15 protein-coding genes and 1 pseudogene are annotated in these 15,218 nt (G+C 34.2%); 11 read left to right on the top strand and 5 right to left on the bottom strand.

Annotated features, from left to right (window positions below):
- The first annotated feature begins 59 nt into the window (after nucleotides 1-59).
- Together H4O20_RS04790 and murB are read left to right on the top strand one after the other, a co-directional pair.
- On the top strand, nucleotides 60-1,250 hold the full coding sequence (locus H4O20_RS04790) for a pyridoxal phosphate-dependent aminotransferase (protein WP_139855856.1): 1,191 nt from the start codon (nucleotides 60-62) through the stop codon (nucleotides 1,248-1,250).
- Nucleotides 1,250-2,263 carry a UDP-N-acetylmuramate dehydrogenase gene (gene murB, locus H4O20_RS04785; protein WP_185098451.1) on the top strand — a complete coding sequence of 338 codons (1,014 nt, stop codon included), beginning with the start codon at nucleotides 1,250-1,252 and terminating at the stop codon, nucleotides 2,261-2,263. The genes H4O20_RS04790 and murB overlap by 1 nt, the downstream gene beginning before the upstream one ends.
- On the opposite strand, the gene H4O20_RS04780 is transcribed toward murB, so the two are convergent.
- Nucleotides 2,260-2,886 carry a fasciclin domain-containing protein gene (locus H4O20_RS04780; RefSeq protein WP_185098450.1) on the bottom strand — a complete coding sequence of 209 codons (627 nt, stop codon included), beginning with the start codon at nucleotides 2,884-2,886 and terminating at the stop codon, nucleotides 2,260-2,262. The two genes, murB and H4O20_RS04780, sit on opposite strands and share 4 nt — an antisense overlap.
- Before the next feature lie 89 nt (nucleotides 2,887-2,975).
- On the opposite strand from H4O20_RS04780, the gene H4O20_RS04775 reads away from it, so the two are divergent.
- From H4O20_RS04775 to gap, 4 genes are all read left to right on the top strand, one after another.
- Entirely contained in the window at nucleotides 2,976-3,197 is a 222-nt protein-coding gene (locus H4O20_RS04775) for a membrane or secreted protein (RefSeq protein WP_139855853.1), read from the top strand.
- Nucleotides 3,198-3,274: 77 nt separating this feature from the next.
- The gene (locus H4O20_RS04770) at nucleotides 3,275-4,369 is read left to right on the top strand and encodes a glycosyltransferase (protein ID WP_185098449.1); all 1,095 of its coding nucleotides are present in this window, start codon (nucleotides 3,275-3,277) and stop codon (nucleotides 4,367-4,369) included.
- Nucleotides 4,360-4,926 (top strand): RNA polymerase sigma factor, encoded by a 567-nt coding sequence (locus tag H4O20_RS04765; protein WP_185098448.1) that lies wholly within the window; start codon nucleotides 4,360-4,362, stop codon nucleotides 4,924-4,926. Before H4O20_RS04770 ends, H4O20_RS04765 begins: the two co-directional genes overlap by 10 nt.
- A gap of 81 nt (nucleotides 4,927-5,007) precedes the next feature.
- Nucleotides 5,008-6,006, top strand: a complete 999-nt coding sequence (gene gap / locus H4O20_RS04760; RefSeq protein ID WP_185098447.1) for a type I glyceraldehyde-3-phosphate dehydrogenase — start codon at nucleotides 5,008-5,010, stop codon at nucleotides 6,004-6,006.
- A 34-nt stretch (nucleotides 6,007-6,040) separates the two neighbouring features.
- Here gap and lpxK read toward each other — a convergent pair whose 3' ends face one another.
- Nucleotides 6,041-7,048: a tetraacyldisaccharide 4'-kinase gene (gene lpxK, locus H4O20_RS04755; protein ID WP_185098446.1), complete on the bottom strand. Its 1,008-nt coding sequence runs from the start codon at nucleotides 7,046-7,048 to the stop codon at nucleotides 6,041-6,043.
- Between the two features lie 112 nt (nucleotides 7,049-7,160).
- On the opposite strand from lpxK, the gene H4O20_RS04750 reads away from it, so the two are divergent.
- The 3 genes from H4O20_RS04750 (at nucleotide 7,161) to msrA (ending at nucleotide 9,842) form a co-directional block, all read left to right on the top strand.
- Nucleotides 7,161-8,276, top strand: coding sequence for a Nif3-like dinuclear metal center hexameric protein (locus H4O20_RS04750; protein ID WP_185098445.1), 1,116 nt, complete (start codon nucleotides 7,161-7,163; stop codon nucleotides 8,274-8,276).
- A 3-nt stretch (nucleotides 8,277-8,279) separates the two neighbouring features.
- Nucleotides 8,280-9,062: a zinc ribbon domain-containing protein gene (locus H4O20_RS04745; protein ID WP_139855847.1), complete on the top strand. Its 783-nt coding sequence runs from the start codon at nucleotides 8,280-8,282 to the stop codon at nucleotides 9,060-9,062.
- A 108-nt stretch (nucleotides 9,063-9,170) separates the two neighbouring features.
- On the top strand, nucleotides 9,171-9,842 hold the full coding sequence (gene msrA / locus H4O20_RS04740) for a peptide-methionine (S)-S-oxide reductase MsrA (RefSeq protein ID WP_139855846.1): 672 nt from the start codon (nucleotides 9,171-9,173) through the stop codon (nucleotides 9,840-9,842).
- Between the two features lie 34 nt (nucleotides 9,843-9,876).
- On the opposite strand, the gene H4O20_RS04735 is transcribed toward msrA, so the two are convergent.
- Nucleotides 9,877-10,677, bottom strand: a complete 801-nt coding sequence (locus H4O20_RS04735; protein WP_185098444.1) for a bifunctional 2-polyprenyl-6-hydroxyphenol methylase/3-demethylubiquinol 3-O-methyltransferase UbiG — start codon at nucleotides 10,675-10,677, stop codon at nucleotides 9,877-9,879.
- A 154-nt stretch (nucleotides 10,678-10,831) separates the two neighbouring features.
- On the opposite strand from H4O20_RS04735, the pseudogene H4O20_RS04730 reads away from it, so the two are divergent.
- Both H4O20_RS04730 and H4O20_RS15120 read left to right on the top strand, forming a co-directional pair.
- A pseudogene (locus tag H4O20_RS04730) lies at nucleotides 10,832-10,989 on the top strand (lmo0937 family membrane protein).
- A 50-nt stretch (nucleotides 10,990-11,039) separates the two neighbouring features.
- Nucleotides 11,040-11,171: a hypothetical protein gene (locus H4O20_RS15120; protein ID WP_260402634.1), complete on the top strand. Its 132-nt coding sequence runs from the start codon at nucleotides 11,040-11,042 to the stop codon at nucleotides 11,169-11,171.
- A gap of 56 nt (nucleotides 11,172-11,227) precedes the next feature.
- Here the strand turns inward: H4O20_RS15120 and H4O20_RS04725 are convergent, their stop codons facing one another.
- Nucleotides 11,228-11,497 carry a GNAT family N-acetyltransferase gene (locus H4O20_RS04725; RefSeq protein WP_221442715.1) on the bottom strand — a complete coding sequence of 90 codons (270 nt, stop codon included), beginning with the start codon at nucleotides 11,495-11,497 and terminating at the stop codon, nucleotides 11,228-11,230.
- Nucleotides 11,498-11,540: 43 nt separating this feature from the next.
- Nucleotides 11,541-15,197, bottom strand: a complete 3,657-nt coding sequence (locus H4O20_RS04720; RefSeq protein WP_185098443.1) for a metallophosphoesterase — start codon at nucleotides 15,195-15,197, stop codon at nucleotides 11,541-11,543.
- Between the last annotated feature and the right edge of the window lie 21 nt (nucleotides 15,198-15,218).

Genomic DNA, 15,218 nt, shown 5'->3' with positions numbered 1-15,218 from the left:
ATCGTCTCAGATTAGTTTTATAAAATATATTTTGCAACTTTGCTGCTAAAAATTTTATTATGCCATCAGTATCAACAAAAGGGAAAAACATGCCGGAATCTCCAATCCGCAAACTAGTTCCTTTCGCCGAAAAAGCTTATAAAGCTAATAAAACTGTTTACCACTTAAACATCGGTCAACCTGACATAAAGTCGCCGGAAATAGCAATGAAAGCAGTTTCCGAACACAATCTAGAAATTCTTGCTTACACTCGCTCTGAAGGATCGGAGGAGTATCGCAAAAAGATTTCTGCATACTATCACAGAAACAACATTCCAGCTGAAGCTAATGATATAATTGTAACTACGGGAGGTAGTGAAGCTTTGCTTTTCGCAATGGGTAGCATTGCAGATGTTGGAGACGAAATAATTATTCCTGAACCATTTTATGCAAATTACAATGGTTTTGCAACTGCATCTGGTATTTCAATTGTTCCTGTAATTTCAAAAATTGAAGACAACTTTGCCTTGCCTCCAATTTCAGAATTTGAAAAGCTAATTACTCCAAAAACAAAAGCTATTCTTATCTGTAATCCAGGAAACCCAACTGGATATCTTTATTCAAAAGAAGAAATTCAAACGTTAGCAGAAATCGTAAAAAAACACGATTTATTTTTAGTGGCAGATGAAGTTTATAGAGAATTTACATACGATGGATCTAAGCACTATTCAATTCTAGAAGAGGAAAGCTTAGCACAACACGGAATTATTATTGATTCGGTCTCAAAAAGATACAGCATGTGCGGTGCTCGTATTGGCTGTATGGTTTCAAGAAACAAAGAAGTTATTGCTACAGCATTAAAGTTTGCTCAAGCTAGATTGAGTCCTCCTACCTTTGCTCAAATTGCTAGTGAGGCAGCTCTAGAAACGCCACAGAGCTATTTTGACAATGTAATTACGGAATATCAAGACAGACGTAATACTTTGGTTAATGCTTTAAAAGCTATTCCTGGGGTGACTGTAGGTGAACCAAAAGGTGCTTTTTATTGTATCGTGCAATTACCTGTAAAAAACAGTGACGCTTTTGCACAATGGTTGCTTGAAGAATTTGACGATAACGGTGAAACCATCATGGTTGCTCCTGCCGCTGGTTTTTACTCTACTCAGGGCGTAGGATTAAATCAAGTGCGTATCGCTTATGTGCTAAATAAAGAAAGCTTAATTAGAGCAGTGGAAATTCTAAAAATTGCTTTAGAGAAATACAAGGATTAATGCGAATTGAAGAGAACAAATCGCTTAAAAATTACAATACCTTTGGTATCGATTGTACGGCTCGCTACTTTGTTTCGGTTGAAACAGTGGAAGAGTTAAAAGAAGTACTATCCCAAAAAAAATCAGACGAAATATTCATTCTTGGTGGGGGTAGCAATATGCTACTTCCCGCCAAATTGAATTCGTTTGTTATTCATTTAAACTTAAAAGGAATTGAGGTTTTAGATGAAACCCAAAGTGAAGTAATAATAAAAGTAATGGCTGGTGAAAACTGGCATGAATTTGTTCAATACTGCATAGCTAACGATTTTGGCGGGTTAGAGAACTTGTCATTAATTCCAGGAAATGTAGGTACAGCCCCTATTCAAAATATTGGTGCTTATGGAGTAGAATTGAAGGATACTTTCGAAAGCTGTACCGTTCTTGAAATTGAAAACTTAAATGAAAAAGAGTTTTCAAATGAAGAATGTAAATTCGGCTATCGAAATTCAATTTTCAAAAATGAGGCTAAAGGAAAATACATTATTACAAGTGTAACTTTTAAGCTCACAAAAAAGGACCATAAATTGAGTATTTCATACGGAGATATTCAGAAAGTATTAGCTGAAAAAAATATTCTGAATCCTAGTATTAAAGATGTCTCTGATGCAGTTATTGCCATTCGACAATCAAAACTTCCTGACCCTAAAGTATTAGGTAATAGTGGCTCTTTTTTCAAAAACCCCATAGTAGACAAAGTTACTTTTGAAGAATTCCGAAAAAAATATCCTGAGGCACCATTTTATGAAGTTTCACCTACAGAATTTAAAATACCTGCAGGCTGGCTAATAGAAAAATCTGGTTTCAAAGGAAAACGTTTTGGAGATGCTGGGGTTCACAAAAAGCAAGCGTTGGTATTGGTTAATTATGGCGAAGCTACAGGCAAAGAAATCTGGCAACTTGCAATGGACATTCAGAAAAAAGTAAAAGACTTATCTGGTATTACAATAGAACCCGAAGTAAATATATTTTAATCGGCTTTAAGCACTCCATCAATAACGTAGCTTGTCCCGTTAGAGCCTTTTTCTCCGCCTTTTAAAACATTAACCTTCATCCCTTTATTATCGGAGATAATAATCTTGTCATCCACTTTAGTTAATGTTAAATTTGTTCCTGACAAAGTTTTTAATTTGAGTTTGCCTGATTTACTAATACTTTCTGATAAAGATTCTCGAGAATGCTCTCCTTCTACGATGTGGGACCTTAAAAGGTCTTTTAACTTATCGAGATTTTCTTGTTTTGAGTAAAGCTTATTGTTTTTAAGGGCTAAGGAATCTATAGCTGTATTGGAAGGCCCAAAAACCGTATAAACCCCACCATCTTTAGTAAGTTGAGTAGCCATTTCTGCGGTAACAATTAAACTAGCAAATCTTTTTAAATCTCTTTCATTCATAATTTGCGACATAATACTTTTTGATATCGCTACATCCTCTGGAGTTAACGCTTTCTTAGGAGCTCTATTTAATTCAGACTTTTGAATTTCTTCGTTCGTCGTATTAACAGGTTCAAAACTATTAACTTCTTGGTTTTCATTTTTACAAGACGCTGCAAGAAAAATAAATAGAAAAACAAATATTAATGGGAGTAATTTTTGCATTATGAAATTGTTTAAATGAAACCTAAAAATACTTAAAATCTGAGTGAAACAATAAGAAAGGTTGTATTTTTGCAGTCAAATATATTGTCATGAAACTATTACTTATAACATTAGTATTATTACTATTAGGTGTTGCAGGAATTGCAATAAAAATCTGGGCTAAAAAAGATGGAAAATTTGCTGGAACTTGTGCTAGTCAGAATCCGTTTTTGAATAAAGAAGGAGAGTCTTGTGGGTTTTGTGGTAAAACTCCAGATCAATTTGCAAACTGCTCTGAGGACACACACAAATTGGAAGCTTCTAATAAATAATCAATTTAGAAATAAAACTCTTTAATCAACAATCTTAATCGCTACAGCAGCTTTAGGGGTTTCAATCGGATAAATTTATGGTGCTACTTTACGTTTTCGGCGCTGTTGCGTTGATTAACTGTGCTTATTATCTTCTTTTTTCAAAATTTTCATTTTTAAAACCTACCGAAAAGGTTGTTTCGGTAAAACATCCTGTTTCTCTTATAGTTTGCGCCAAAAACGAAGCTGAAAATCTTAAAAAACATATTCCGTTATGGCAACAACAGGATTATCCTGAATATCAAATCATACTTATTAATGATGCTTCTATAGATGATACTTTAGAAGTAATGGAATCGTTTGCTGATAGTGACCCTCGAATTCAAATTGTAAACGTAAGAAACAACGAAGCTTTTTGGGGCAATAAAAAATACGCACTTACCTTAGGGTTAAAACGCTCTGTAAACACTCGTTTAATCTTTACTGATGCCGATTGCTATCCTGCTTCAAATAAATGGCTGGAGAGAATGGCGACGAGGTTTACTGACCAAAAGCAGCTGCTTCTTGGATACGGAGCCTATGTAAAACAACCCGGTTTATTAAATAAATTAATACGGTTTGAAACATTGATGACCGCTGTTCAGTATTTTTCTTACGCTGAAGCCGGAACACCATATATGGGGGTAGGTCGTAATCTAGCCTACACTAGCACACTTTATTACGAAAACAATGGGTTTATGAGTCATATAAAATTTCCTTCAGGAGATGACGACCTTTTTGTTAATGAAGCAGCAACAAAAGACAATGTAGAAATATGTGTAGAACCAGAAGCGTTTACATATTCTATTCCGAAGAAAAAATTTAGCAGTTGGATAAAACAAAAAAAGAGACACTACTCCACAGCCAAACTTTACAAGACTAAACATCGATTTTTACTAGGAGCTTATTACCTTTTTAATCTTCTTTTCTGGCTATTAGGTGCTGCAACATTATTTACCGAGTTTTGGATTCTTGGATTGGTAATTATATTTATCAGACTTGCATTTCAACATCTTATTATCGGCTATGCAGCTAAGAAACTTAAGGAACAGGATTTAATACCGTTCATACTGTTTTTTGAATTGTTTTTAATCTTCTCTCAATTAAGTATCTTTATTTCCAACAGAGGAGAAAAAAACCCGAGATGGAAATAACTTCAGAAGAAATAATACAACAAATACAAAGTGCGAAAAAAGGAAAGCAAGGAGCTTTTAAATTCTTGCTAGATTTTTACTGGAATGACGTTTACGGATTTCAACTTAAAAGAGTACGTAACGAACATGAAGCTGAAGACATCACCATCGAAACTTTTGCTAAGGCATTTGATAAAATTGATACCTTTAATGAGAACTACACTTTTTCAACTTGGTTGATTACTATTTCAAAAAACATTCAAATAGACAAATCAAGGAAAAAGAATGCTTCTATAAATTCACAAACTACCGATACATTTAACGATCACGCCCATAAAATTGTTGACCACTCGCCTACTCCGGAAGATAATTTAATTCGCGAACAAAATCTTGCGGAATTGTTGCGTTATATTAAACTGCTAAAACCTCATTATCAAGACGTGATTAACCTTAGGTATTTTCAGGAAATGAGTTATAATGAAATTTCTGAAACCCTTGAAGAACCTCTTAATAATGTAAAGGTGAGATTGCTTAGGGCTAGGAAACTCTTAGCAGAAATCATTACCCAAAAACAATAGGCGAATTTCATAGTATTTTAAGTTTTCTTCTTTATTCTTAACCTCTAATTAGTATTTCATTTTCGTACTTTTGTTAGTTATATGAAAACAAAGACAACTATCGGCATTAATGGTTTTGGGCGCATTGGCCGAAACCTATTTAGATTATTAATTAATCATCCAACTATTGATGTTGTTGCCGTAAACGACTTAGCAGATTCTAAAACATTAAGTCATCTTTTAAAGTACGACAGCATTCACGGTGTATTAAAAGAACCTATTTCATTTACTAACGATGAAATTACTGTAGCTGGCAAAAAAGTAAGGTTCACTTCAGAAAAAAACATCGAAGCTATCTCCTGGGGTGCTATTGATGTTGTTATTGAGTGTACAGGGAAATTCAAAAAAAGAAATCAACTAGAGTATCATTTGAAGAATGGAGCAAAAAAAGTGATTCTTTCTGTTCCTCCTCTTGAAGATGATATTAAAACTGTTGTCCTTGGCGTAAACGATTCTATATTAAATGATGACGATATCATTATTTCAAATGCTTCTTGCACTACAAATAATGCAGCTCCAATGCTAAAGGTCATTAATGAACTTTGTGGAATTGAGCAGGCATATATTACTACCGTTCACTCTTATACTACAGACCAAAGCCTACACGATCAGCCTCATCGCGATTTACGCCGTGCAAGAGCTGCTGGGCAATCTATTGTGCCAACAACTACTGGTGCCGCTAAAGCCTTGACGAAAATTTTTCCAAATCTCGCCGATGTAATTGGGGGTTGTGGAATTAGAGTTCCAGTTCCAAATGGATCTTTAACCGATATTACCCTTAACGTAAAAGAAGAAGTTACAATTGAGGAAATAAATAACGCTTTTAAAGTTGCTTCAGAGAACTCCATGAAGGGAATTCTTCAATACACCGAGGACCCTATTGTTTCAATCGATATTGTTGGCAATACCCACTCGTGTATTTTTGACGCTGAAATGACTTCGGTTATAGGGAAAATGGTGAAAATTATTGGATGGTACGATAATGAAATCGGCTATTCTTCAAGAATCATCAATTTGATAGAAAAAATTTCAGCTAAATAGATATACATTTATTCGACTCAAAGATTAATAAGTTCTAGTGAAATTCACGCAAACTCTTATTGATTCTGCTTTTGAAATTTGCTTCTTCCCCATTCATAATTACCGTTTGAATTGGTAAATAATAAATCTCTGTAACATCTTTTAAAGACGTTAATCGCATAAAGTCTTTTTCAGTGGTTAAGATTAGTTTGTGAGTTTTAAGACTCTCAATTTCTGAAGTTGTAAAATTATGATGATCTGGGAATGATTTTTCCTCAAACGTTAAGCCTCGCTTTTTTAAATAAGAAATTAATGGCTTAGGATTGGCAATACCTGTCACCAATAAAAACTTTTTATCGTTTAAATACTCTATGGGCTTGGATTGATTTGCAGCTTTTATTTCTGAACCATATCCAATTTTTGAAAAATAAACCTCTTGTTTTGATGTAGGATTTAATTTGCGTTTAATGTTTTCAATATTCGATGGGGAAATATTATTAGGACATTTAGTAACTACTATAACGTGCGCTCTTTTAGCACCGATTCTTGGCTCTCGAAGGTTTCCTGCGGGTAAGACACAATCATCGGCATACAAGCTGTCGTACGGCGTAAGTAAAATATTGAAAGACGCTTTTACTTTTCTATGTTGAAACGCATCATCTAATAAAACCAGTTCTGATGTAGGTTGTAACTTTTCAATACCCGTTTGCCTGTCTTCACAAACGGCTACCGTAATTTCTGGAAATTTCTTTTTAAACTGAAGGGGTTCATCCCCAACTTCTTCAACTTTGCTATTCAATAAAACCTCACGATATCCTGAAGTTTTTCTTTTATATCCTCTACTTAAAACCGCAAGTTTATGATTTTCTTTTAGAAACGACACTAGCAATTCAATCATCGGTGTTTTTCCAGTGCCTCCAGTAGAAAGGTTTCCAACACAAATAACGGGAAGATTATAAGCTTTACTTTTCAGCCACCCTTTATTGTAAAGGAAATTACGACCTGCAGTAATGCCACCGTACAAAATTGAAAATGGGAATAATAATTTCCGAAGTGATTTCATTCAACGAAAATACTAATTCCAGAGTAAGTGCAAATCTGAAAATTCAATATTTAAGAATTAAGTGCCTTTTTGTATTTTCAATAATCCGTTATCTTTACAGAAAATAATAAAAATGAAGGTAAAAGAAGTTATTGGTTTGCTAGAAGAGCTATCTCCCCTAGCATATTCTGAAGATTTTGACAATACCGGCTTACTTGTAGGCGATAAAAATGCAGAAGTTTCAGGAATTCTAGTAACATTAGATACACTGGAAGCGGTTGTTGATGAAGCAATCGAGAACAATTGTAACCTCATCGTAAGCTTTCACCCTATTGTCTTTTCAGGGTTGAAAAAGATTACGGGAAAAACCTATGTTGAGCGTGTAGTTCAAAAAGCAATTAAATACGATATTGCTATATTTTCAAATCACACAGCGCTAGACAATTCATGGAATGGTGTAAACACTATGATTTGTGAAAAGTTAGGGTTAAGAAATCGCAAAGTCTTAATCCCACAAAATGAAACTATAAAAAAACTCATCACTTTTGTTCCTAATGAAAGTGCTGAAAAAGTTCGAAATGCCTTATTTGAAGTTGGTGGTGGAAATATAGGAAATTACGACAATTGCAGTTTTAATATAAAAGGAATTGGCAGTTTTAAAGGTAATGAAGATTCAAATCCTGTACTTGGTTTAAAAGGTGAACTTCGTTTTGAAGAAGAAACTCAAATAGGAATCACTTTTGCTAAGCATTTACAAAGTAAAGTTTTAAAAGCCCTTTTTGAAGCGCATCCTTACGAAGAAATTCCCTACGAAATAACCACTCTAGAAAATCATAATCAACAGATAGGGATGGGAATGATTGGAGAGTTTGAAACAGAAAAGTCTGAAACCGAGTTTCTAAAATTTCTGAAAACTACAATGAAAACTGACTGCGTACGTCATTCAAAATTGTTAAACAAACAAATTAAAAGGGTTGCAGTACTTGGAGGAAGTGGAAGTTTTGCTATTGACGCTGCAAAAAAAGTTGGAGCAGATGCATTTGTATCGGCAGATTTTAAATATCACGACTTTTTTAGGGCTGAAAACGCTATAGTTTTGGCGGATATTGGTCATTATGAGAGTGAACAGTACACAAAAGACCTTTTACATTCTTTCCTTAAGAAAAAAATCACTAATTTTGCACCCTCCTTGTCGGCAGGCAGGATTCTTATATCGCAAATAAATACCAATCCAATTAGTTATTTATAATTTATGGCAACAAAAACTGAAGTTACGGTTGAAGAGAAGTTGAGAACACTTTATGATCTACAACTTATTGATTCAAGAATTGATGAAATCAGGAATGTTCGTGGAGAGCTTCCTTTAGAAGTGGAAGATCTTGAAGACGAAGTAGCTGGAATGAACACTCGTTTAGAAAAGCTAAAGGCCGATCTTGAAGTGATTGAAGACCAAATTAAAGAAAAGAAGAATAATATTGAAGAGTCTAAAACTCTTATCAAAAAATATTCGACTCAACAAGATAATGTTCGCAACAACAGAGAGTACAACTCGTTGAGCAAAGAGATTGAATACCAAGAATTGGAAATTGAACTTTCTGAAAAGAACATTAAGGAATTCCGTGCTCAAATAGAGCAAAAAAATCAAGTTATCGAAGAAACTCAAAATCGCTATAACGAGCGTTCTGAGCACTTAAAGCACAAACAAGCAGAACTTGATGAAATCTTGAAAGAAACTGAAAAAGAGGAGCAAACTCTTATTAAGGAATCTGAAAAGTATGAGGCTAAAATTGAGCCTAGACTTTTTAAAGCTTACAAGAGAATTAGAAGTAATGTAAGAAACGGACTAGCAATTGTTGCAGTTGAAAGAGGTGCTTCTGGAGGATCTTTCTTTACTATCCCGCCACAAGTTCAAGTAGAAATTGCAGGACGTAAAAAAATCATTACAGACGAACACAGTGGTCGTATTTTAGTTGATCCAGATTTAGCTAACGAAGAGCGCGAAAAAATGGAGGCAATGTTTGCCAAACTGAAATAAGCGAATTCATTAAATATAACAAAGCCTTCACATAAAGTGAGGGCTTTTTTTGTACCTTCAATCTTGATTTTTGATGATATATCAAATTCACTTCTGAAAATATTTACTATGAAAAGATTATCGATTTTAATTATAAGCATCTTTTTTTTCTCTTTACAAGGAGCCTGTAAACCTTCAAATAAAAATAACAAAGAAATTGAAACTATAGCTCAAAAAGAACAATCCCCCGTTCAAACTGAATCCATTAACGGCCTTAAAAAAGCCTATTTCGCCAGTGGTTGCTTTTGGTGTGTAGAAGCAATTTACGAAAGTGTTATAGGTGTTAAAGACGCCATTTCAGGATATAGCGGCGGAACTGTTGATAATCCTACCTATCAAAACCATAAAGACCACGCAGAGGCAGTTGAAGTAATTTACGACCCTGAATTGATAAGCTATAGCCAACTTGTTGATGTTTATTTTGGTTCCCAGAATATCACACAAATAAACGGCCAAGGGCCAGACCGTGGAACATCTTATCGTTCTATAATATTTTATCAAAACGAGGATGAAAAGAAAATCATTGATGATAAGATATCTCAACTCAATAAAGAATTAGAAGGAGAAAAAGTTGCAGCTCAAGTATTGCCTTTTCAAAAATTCTGGAAAGCCGAACAATATCATCAAAACTACGAGCGCAATAATCCAGGCAATCCATACATTCAGAATGTTTCTATTCCAAGGTTAAACAAATTCAAGAAAAAACACCCTGAATTGCTTAAGGAAAAGCAAAACCACTAATGACTAAACTTTATACTATAATTTTAATTAAGGGTTAGACTTTCTTTACTGCCTTAATCTCAAAAATAAGAGGATACAATTTGTTAGGAAGCTCGAATAATCCTTTTGCATTTTCTATTAATTCTGGAAAAACATTATAGGGAGTTGCATCGTGCTCTTTTAAGTATTCAATGTGTAAGCCAGCTTCTGCTAATGAAGTGATCACTTCTCCTAAGCCGTGATTCCAACCGTATTCCTTACTAATCATATCAGAATTTGTATTGGCGTAAGTACCTTTATATTCTTCGTATATAGGTTCTTTTTGTTGATAGCCATACTTCATTACAGGTGGCGAAACTCTATAATCGAACATCCAGCCAATAGGATGAAATTCTACAATGTAAAAGAACCCTCCTGGTTTGAGCCGTTCCGAAATCATTTCTGCCCAAGGTTTTAAATCTGGCAACCAACCGATAGTTCCGTAGCTAGTGAATACTATATCAAACTTTTCTGAAATATAACCTGAAGCTTCTAATACATTACAGCATATAAAATCTGCGTTAAGATTCAATTGTTTATTTAATTCCTTTGCTAGCTTAATACCTTCATCTGAAATATCAATACCTGTACAATTCGCCCCCATTCGTGCTAAGCTTAGGGTGTCTTGCCCAAAATGGCATTGAAGGTGAAGAATACTCTTCCCTGAAACATCACCTAATGTACTTACTTCATATTTGTTGAGAGAAGATTTTCCGGAAATGAAATCTTTCAAATTATAAAAGTCACTGCTTGCGTGAACCCCTACTTTCTTATTCCAAGTTTCCCTATTAGTATCAAACTCTTTTTTAAACTTCACAGCATTACTTTTTATAAATGTAAAGAAAAGCAAAAATTAAAATTGATAAAATTTTAAGTTATTTTTTGTTATTTTCGTTAAAAACGGGTTAAAAACGTTATGAATCAATATTTTATATTGTAGTTTTATGAAACTAACTTAAAAACTAATTGTTATGGGAGACATTATCTGGCTTGTTGTTGTCCTTCTAATCTTAGGATGGCTCGTAGGTTATTTCGGCTTTGGAGAAGCTGTAGGAAGTTTAATTCACATTTTATTGGTCTAGCAGTTATCGGTATATTATATCGTTTAGCTACAGGCCGCAAACCTTAATACCTATCAATTCAAATCTCAATTATTAATTTTAAAACCAACAATCAATTATGAAGAAAGTTTTTTTAATTTTATTTGCCGCAGGTTTAATGAGCACTAGCTTTGTTAGTTGCCGAGAAAATAAAACTGTCGCAGACGATATAGAAGACGTCGCAGACGATATAGGTGACGCAGTAGATTAATCAACCCCTTAAATATAAAAAGCCCTTTTAAAGTATATTAAAAGGGCTTTTTATATTTAAGCAACTATTTCACTCCACTGGGGATGCTTGTCAATATACTTTTTTGTGAAAGGGCATAAAGGCTTCACTTTCAACCCTCGTTCTTCAACATGCTTTAATACTGCCTCGGTTAATTTACTGCCTACACCCTGACCTGCCAAAGCTTTAGGCACTTCAGTATGAGTTATAGATATAACCTCATCCATTAGGCTGTATTCAACAATTGCCAACTCTCCGTTTACACTTGCCTCAAACCTATTCTTTTCTTTATTGTCGATCACTTCCATATTAAATCTTATTTTAAATAATTCAACTCTCTAAAATAACCATTTAAAATCCAAATCCAAGTCCAAAAGCAACTCGAGCTCCATCTTTACTATTAAAGACACCTATATTTGCCGACATTAATTCTGCTCCATTAACAAAAAATCCACCACCATACGTAGTATGCCACTTTTCAGAATAGTCGAAGTTTGGCATCCAAACTCTTCCGTAGTCAAAGCTACCGTAAACCCCTAATTTGATTGGAGCAAGCGGAGTTTTTAATTCCCCAAAAGAATAACGCAAATCGGTGTTTTGATAGTAAGCAGATTTTCCTGTAAATCGTTGGTTTCTATATCCTCTCAAACCATCTGTTCCCCCTATTGAAGCAGCGTGATAAAATTCGTAATCGTCTCCTATATTCAAGTGACCTTTAAGTGTTGTTGCTAACACTAACTTCCCAGATGGAATTAACTTGTGTGCAATTCCCCATTTTGAAGTTACATAACCAAATGTTTTATCTTCATCGAGGTTACTCTTAACTCCAGCTTCTAAACTGAATGCCATTCCCAATGTCGGGTATGCTCTACTATCTGAATTTGCAAATTCATAAAGTAAACTAGTACCTACAAATTGTACTTCATCAAAAATATAGGTGGGTAAGTAAGGATTATTATCAACAAATCGGTTCTCTGTTTTGTGAACTTCGATATTCTCATAAGACCCCCTTACACTAATTTTCCTTCCACCATGTGACTTCCAACTAAACGCAGGGGCAATGGAGAAACCCCTAATTTTAACTCGATTGTAATCCTTTCCAAAATTTTCTTGAAGATTATTTGTTTCGTTTCCGTATCCAAAAAAATTCTGAGTGAAATTAGGACTTTGAAATTTTAGGTCTAATAAAAAGTTTATTTTTTTAATCACATTGGCAAACTCCCCTCGATAGTTTAATTCATAACCATTTGTTTCAAAATAATAAGCCCCTAAAATTGTATGCTGACTTGTAAATGGGTTTCGTTCAAATCCGTAAGTTGTGTAAGTATTCGACAAACCTAATTTTAATCCATCGTCGGGATTTGCTCCTATGGTGGGTAAAATTTGATTAGTATTATTTTTTAGTTTTTTATAATCAAAAACATTGGTTTTGTAATCATCTGTAAGTTTAATTCTAGCCTTTCTTGCTTTTGAAACATCATTAGGCATTGTTTTGTAATCGTATATAATCACATTTCTTCCATCTTCCACAACATAATCGTCATTATTTTGCCCTCCAATTAATCTAATTTTAATTTTATTACTTTTTCCAAGAACTTCAAATGTATCATCGTCATCCAATCCGTAAACCCAAATTTCCCTTGTTGTTTTTGGTGAAAACACTCTAGAGTGAAAACGATCTTTAATAGTATCATCTTTTTTACGAAAAATCTCAACAATAACCTCATTATTTTCAGCAGTTTTAACCCTTATATAATCATCCTTATTTGTTCCTGTTAGAACCCCATATTTTGATGTAAGTTTATAATACCTATCTGCAATTTTCTGAAGATTTTCCCGGCGTTTTCTCAAGTTAAATTTAATTTTATCCAAACCTTCATCTTGAACTTCTTTTGGCATATGTGAAAAGGCTAAATCGATTACCTCATCTGTAACATTTTCAGTTATATATTGCACTTCTGCATCCCAATCATCTTTATCCACATCTACTAGAAAAGCCATATCTAATGGGTAAGGCTCAATATTCACACCTTTTACATCTTTTATATCCGGACCGTATTTTTGAATCATCCTTGCACCAGGTATAAGTGCAATAGCAGCAGATAATAATAAACCTTCAGACATTACAGAAAAGGCTTGATCTCGATCTCTTGGAAGGGGTTTGTAAATTGTTTTTCCTTTTTTCTTAAACTCCATCCAACGCCATTGATCTTGATGCCTGTCCCAGTCTCCAATCAGCATATCGAATAGTCTAGCTCTTAAATAACTTTTTTGGTCAATCACTACATCTTCATCAGAGTAGAGATCTTCCATCATATCTAAGGTACTTATAACTTCCCCCGTGAATTTCTCACCTGCCAAATGCATATGTCCTTCGGAAGCGTGTTCTTCAAGTAGATATAGTTCATTCCCGAATTCTTCATTAAATTCTTTTAAAGCATTTTGTTTTGGTATGTAGAATAATTGCGGATTTAAATGATAAACTCCGGCAGCGTCAGATAGGGTTCCAATTACTAGTGGCGCATAAGGATGAGATCCGGTAAATGCATCTTTCACAAGTTTTTCAGAAAGTGTATTTTCGAACTGTCCTCCTACATAATTATCTTTAAAAGCTACAGCCTGTATGTATTGAGTAGCACTTTTTTCTACAGCACGCATTACAAATTGCCTACCGTCTTTGGCTTCTAACCGCAAGGATCTGGATTGACTTCCACCACCTTTTCTCACAGGCTTTAATCCTCCGAATAAAGTATCTAAATTCACCACTTGCGCTTTTACTTCTTGGCCAAAATACTTTCGATATCGCTCACCCAACAGAAACCTATGAAACCCTGACTTCTCAGTATCTTCCTTTTTATAAACAGAAGCAGAAATTGAATCTTTAAAGGTATTTTGGTATTCTGGAACTTCAAATTTCGAGGGTGTATTGATAGTTTTTCTAAAAATTACCTTATTCGATTTGGCATCAACAAACTGAACATTTGAAGACATATTAGCCTTAATATTTAAAACTGCATAACCCCTTCCTGCAAATCCAAAATCACCCTTTTTTCGCACTCTAACTGCATTGGTTTTTATTCCAGAACCACTGATTATTTGTGTGAGGTTATTTGAATTTATTAACTGCAAATTATGGTCATGACCTGAAAGAAATACAACATTTTCATTTTGTTGAGCCGCGGCAATCAAATTTTTAGTTAATTCGAAGTAGAATTTATTGGAGATATCCGCATTGGAAATACCACTTGTGCTTCTTATTAGATTTTTTAAATTTCCCAACAGTGGCAAGGGCTTAATAAAGTCGATAAAACTATATTGCCCTCCGTGTGATCCATTTGTAAACGCAGAGTGATGTATGGCTACTAATGTGGTTTTTCCGCGTGCTTTTTTAATCTCATCTCTAAACTCTTCCAAAAAAAGAGATCGTGTTTTAATCTCACAATTGTCGTTAATTGTGGGATGCCTATTCCAATTTGTAATATACCAGTGTGAATCTACTATTAGTAATATTGTATCATCATCTAACTTCACTTTCTCAATAGGGCATCCATTTTCAGGTAAAAAAGTATTTTTCCCTAAAGCTTTTTCAACAAATTTTTCTTGTTTTTTTAACCCTTTAACCCCACTATACCAATCGTGATTTCCCGGAATAAAGATTACCCTCCCTGGAAAAGTTTTAGCTACATCAGTTTGAGATTGAATTATTTCTTTCGCTTTCTGCTCTTTAACTCCGTTTTTAGTTGGAAACCCTTTTGGGTAAATATTATCTCCTAGAAATAATAAAACATCTTCTTCACCTGCGTATTTAAAGTTTTCTTGCATTGCTCGTAACGCCAAAGAAGTTGATCCATCTTTTTCGAAACCCCCAGCGTCTCCAATTAAAAAAATATTTCGAGTCTCAGAATTAACACCTCGTAATTCTGTGTCTATTCCATCTTCAGGAGTGAAGTTGAAGGTAGCGCAAGAGTTTAAAGTAACAACAAGTAAAATAAGTAGTATTTTCTTCATATAAACTAGAAAATTTATAAG

It is taken from the genome of Aequorivita sp. 609 (genome assembly GCF_014212065.1).
Lineage (GTDB): Bacteria > Bacteroidota > Bacteroidia > Flavobacteriales > Flavobacteriaceae > Aequorivita > Aequorivita sinensis.
This window is presented reverse-complemented; position numbering and strand designations above follow the sequence as displayed.

Excerpts from the sequence above, each read along its gene's own strand:
- H4O20_RS04775 (WP_139855853.1), top strand. The coding sequence starts at position 2,976 with ATGAAACTATTACTTATAACATTAGTATTATTACTATTAGGTGTTGCA.
- H4O20_RS15120 (WP_260402634.1), top strand. The coding sequence starts at position 11,040 with ATGAAGAAAGTTTTTTTAATTTTATTTGCCGCAGGTTTAATGAGCACT.
- H4O20_RS04720 (WP_185098443.1), bottom strand. The coding sequence starts at position 15,197 with ATGAAGAAAATACTACTTATTTTACTTGTTGTTACTTTAAACTCTTGC.
- H4O20_RS04765 (WP_185098448.1), top strand. The coding sequence starts at position 4,360 with ATGGAAATAACTTCAGAAGAAATAATACAACAAATACAAAGTGCGAAA.
- H4O20_RS04790 (WP_139855856.1), top strand. The coding sequence starts at position 60 with ATGCCATCAGTATCAACAAAAGGGAAAAACATGCCGGAATCTCCAATC.
- murB (WP_185098451.1), top strand. The coding sequence starts at position 1,250 with ATGCGAATTGAAGAGAACAAATCGCTTAAAAATTACAATACCTTTGGT.
- H4O20_RS04780 (WP_185098450.1), bottom strand. The coding sequence starts at position 2,886 with ATGCAAAAATTACTCCCATTAATATTTGTTTTTCTATTTATTTTTCTT.
- gap (WP_185098447.1), top strand. The coding sequence starts at position 5,008 with ATGAAAACAAAGACAACTATCGGCATTAATGGTTTTGGGCGCATTGGC.
- H4O20_RS04745 (WP_139855847.1), top strand. The coding sequence starts at position 8,280 with ATGGCAACAAAAACTGAAGTTACGGTTGAAGAGAAGTTGAGAACACTT.
- msrA (WP_139855846.1), top strand. The coding sequence starts at position 9,171 with ATGAAAAGATTATCGATTTTAATTATAAGCATCTTTTTTTTCTCTTTA.
- H4O20_RS04750 (WP_185098445.1), top strand. The coding sequence starts at position 7,161 with ATGAAGGTAAAAGAAGTTATTGGTTTGCTAGAAGAGCTATCTCCCCTA.
- H4O20_RS04770 (WP_185098449.1), top strand. The coding sequence starts at position 3,275 with ATGGTGCTACTTTACGTTTTCGGCGCTGTTGCGTTGATTAACTGTGCT.
- lpxK (WP_185098446.1), bottom strand. The coding sequence starts at position 7,048 with ATGAAATCACTTCGGAAATTATTATTCCCATTTTCAATTTTGTACGGT.
- H4O20_RS04725 (WP_221442715.1), bottom strand. The coding sequence starts at position 11,497 with ATGGAAGTGATCGACAATAAAGAAAAGAATAGGTTTGAGGCAAGTGTA.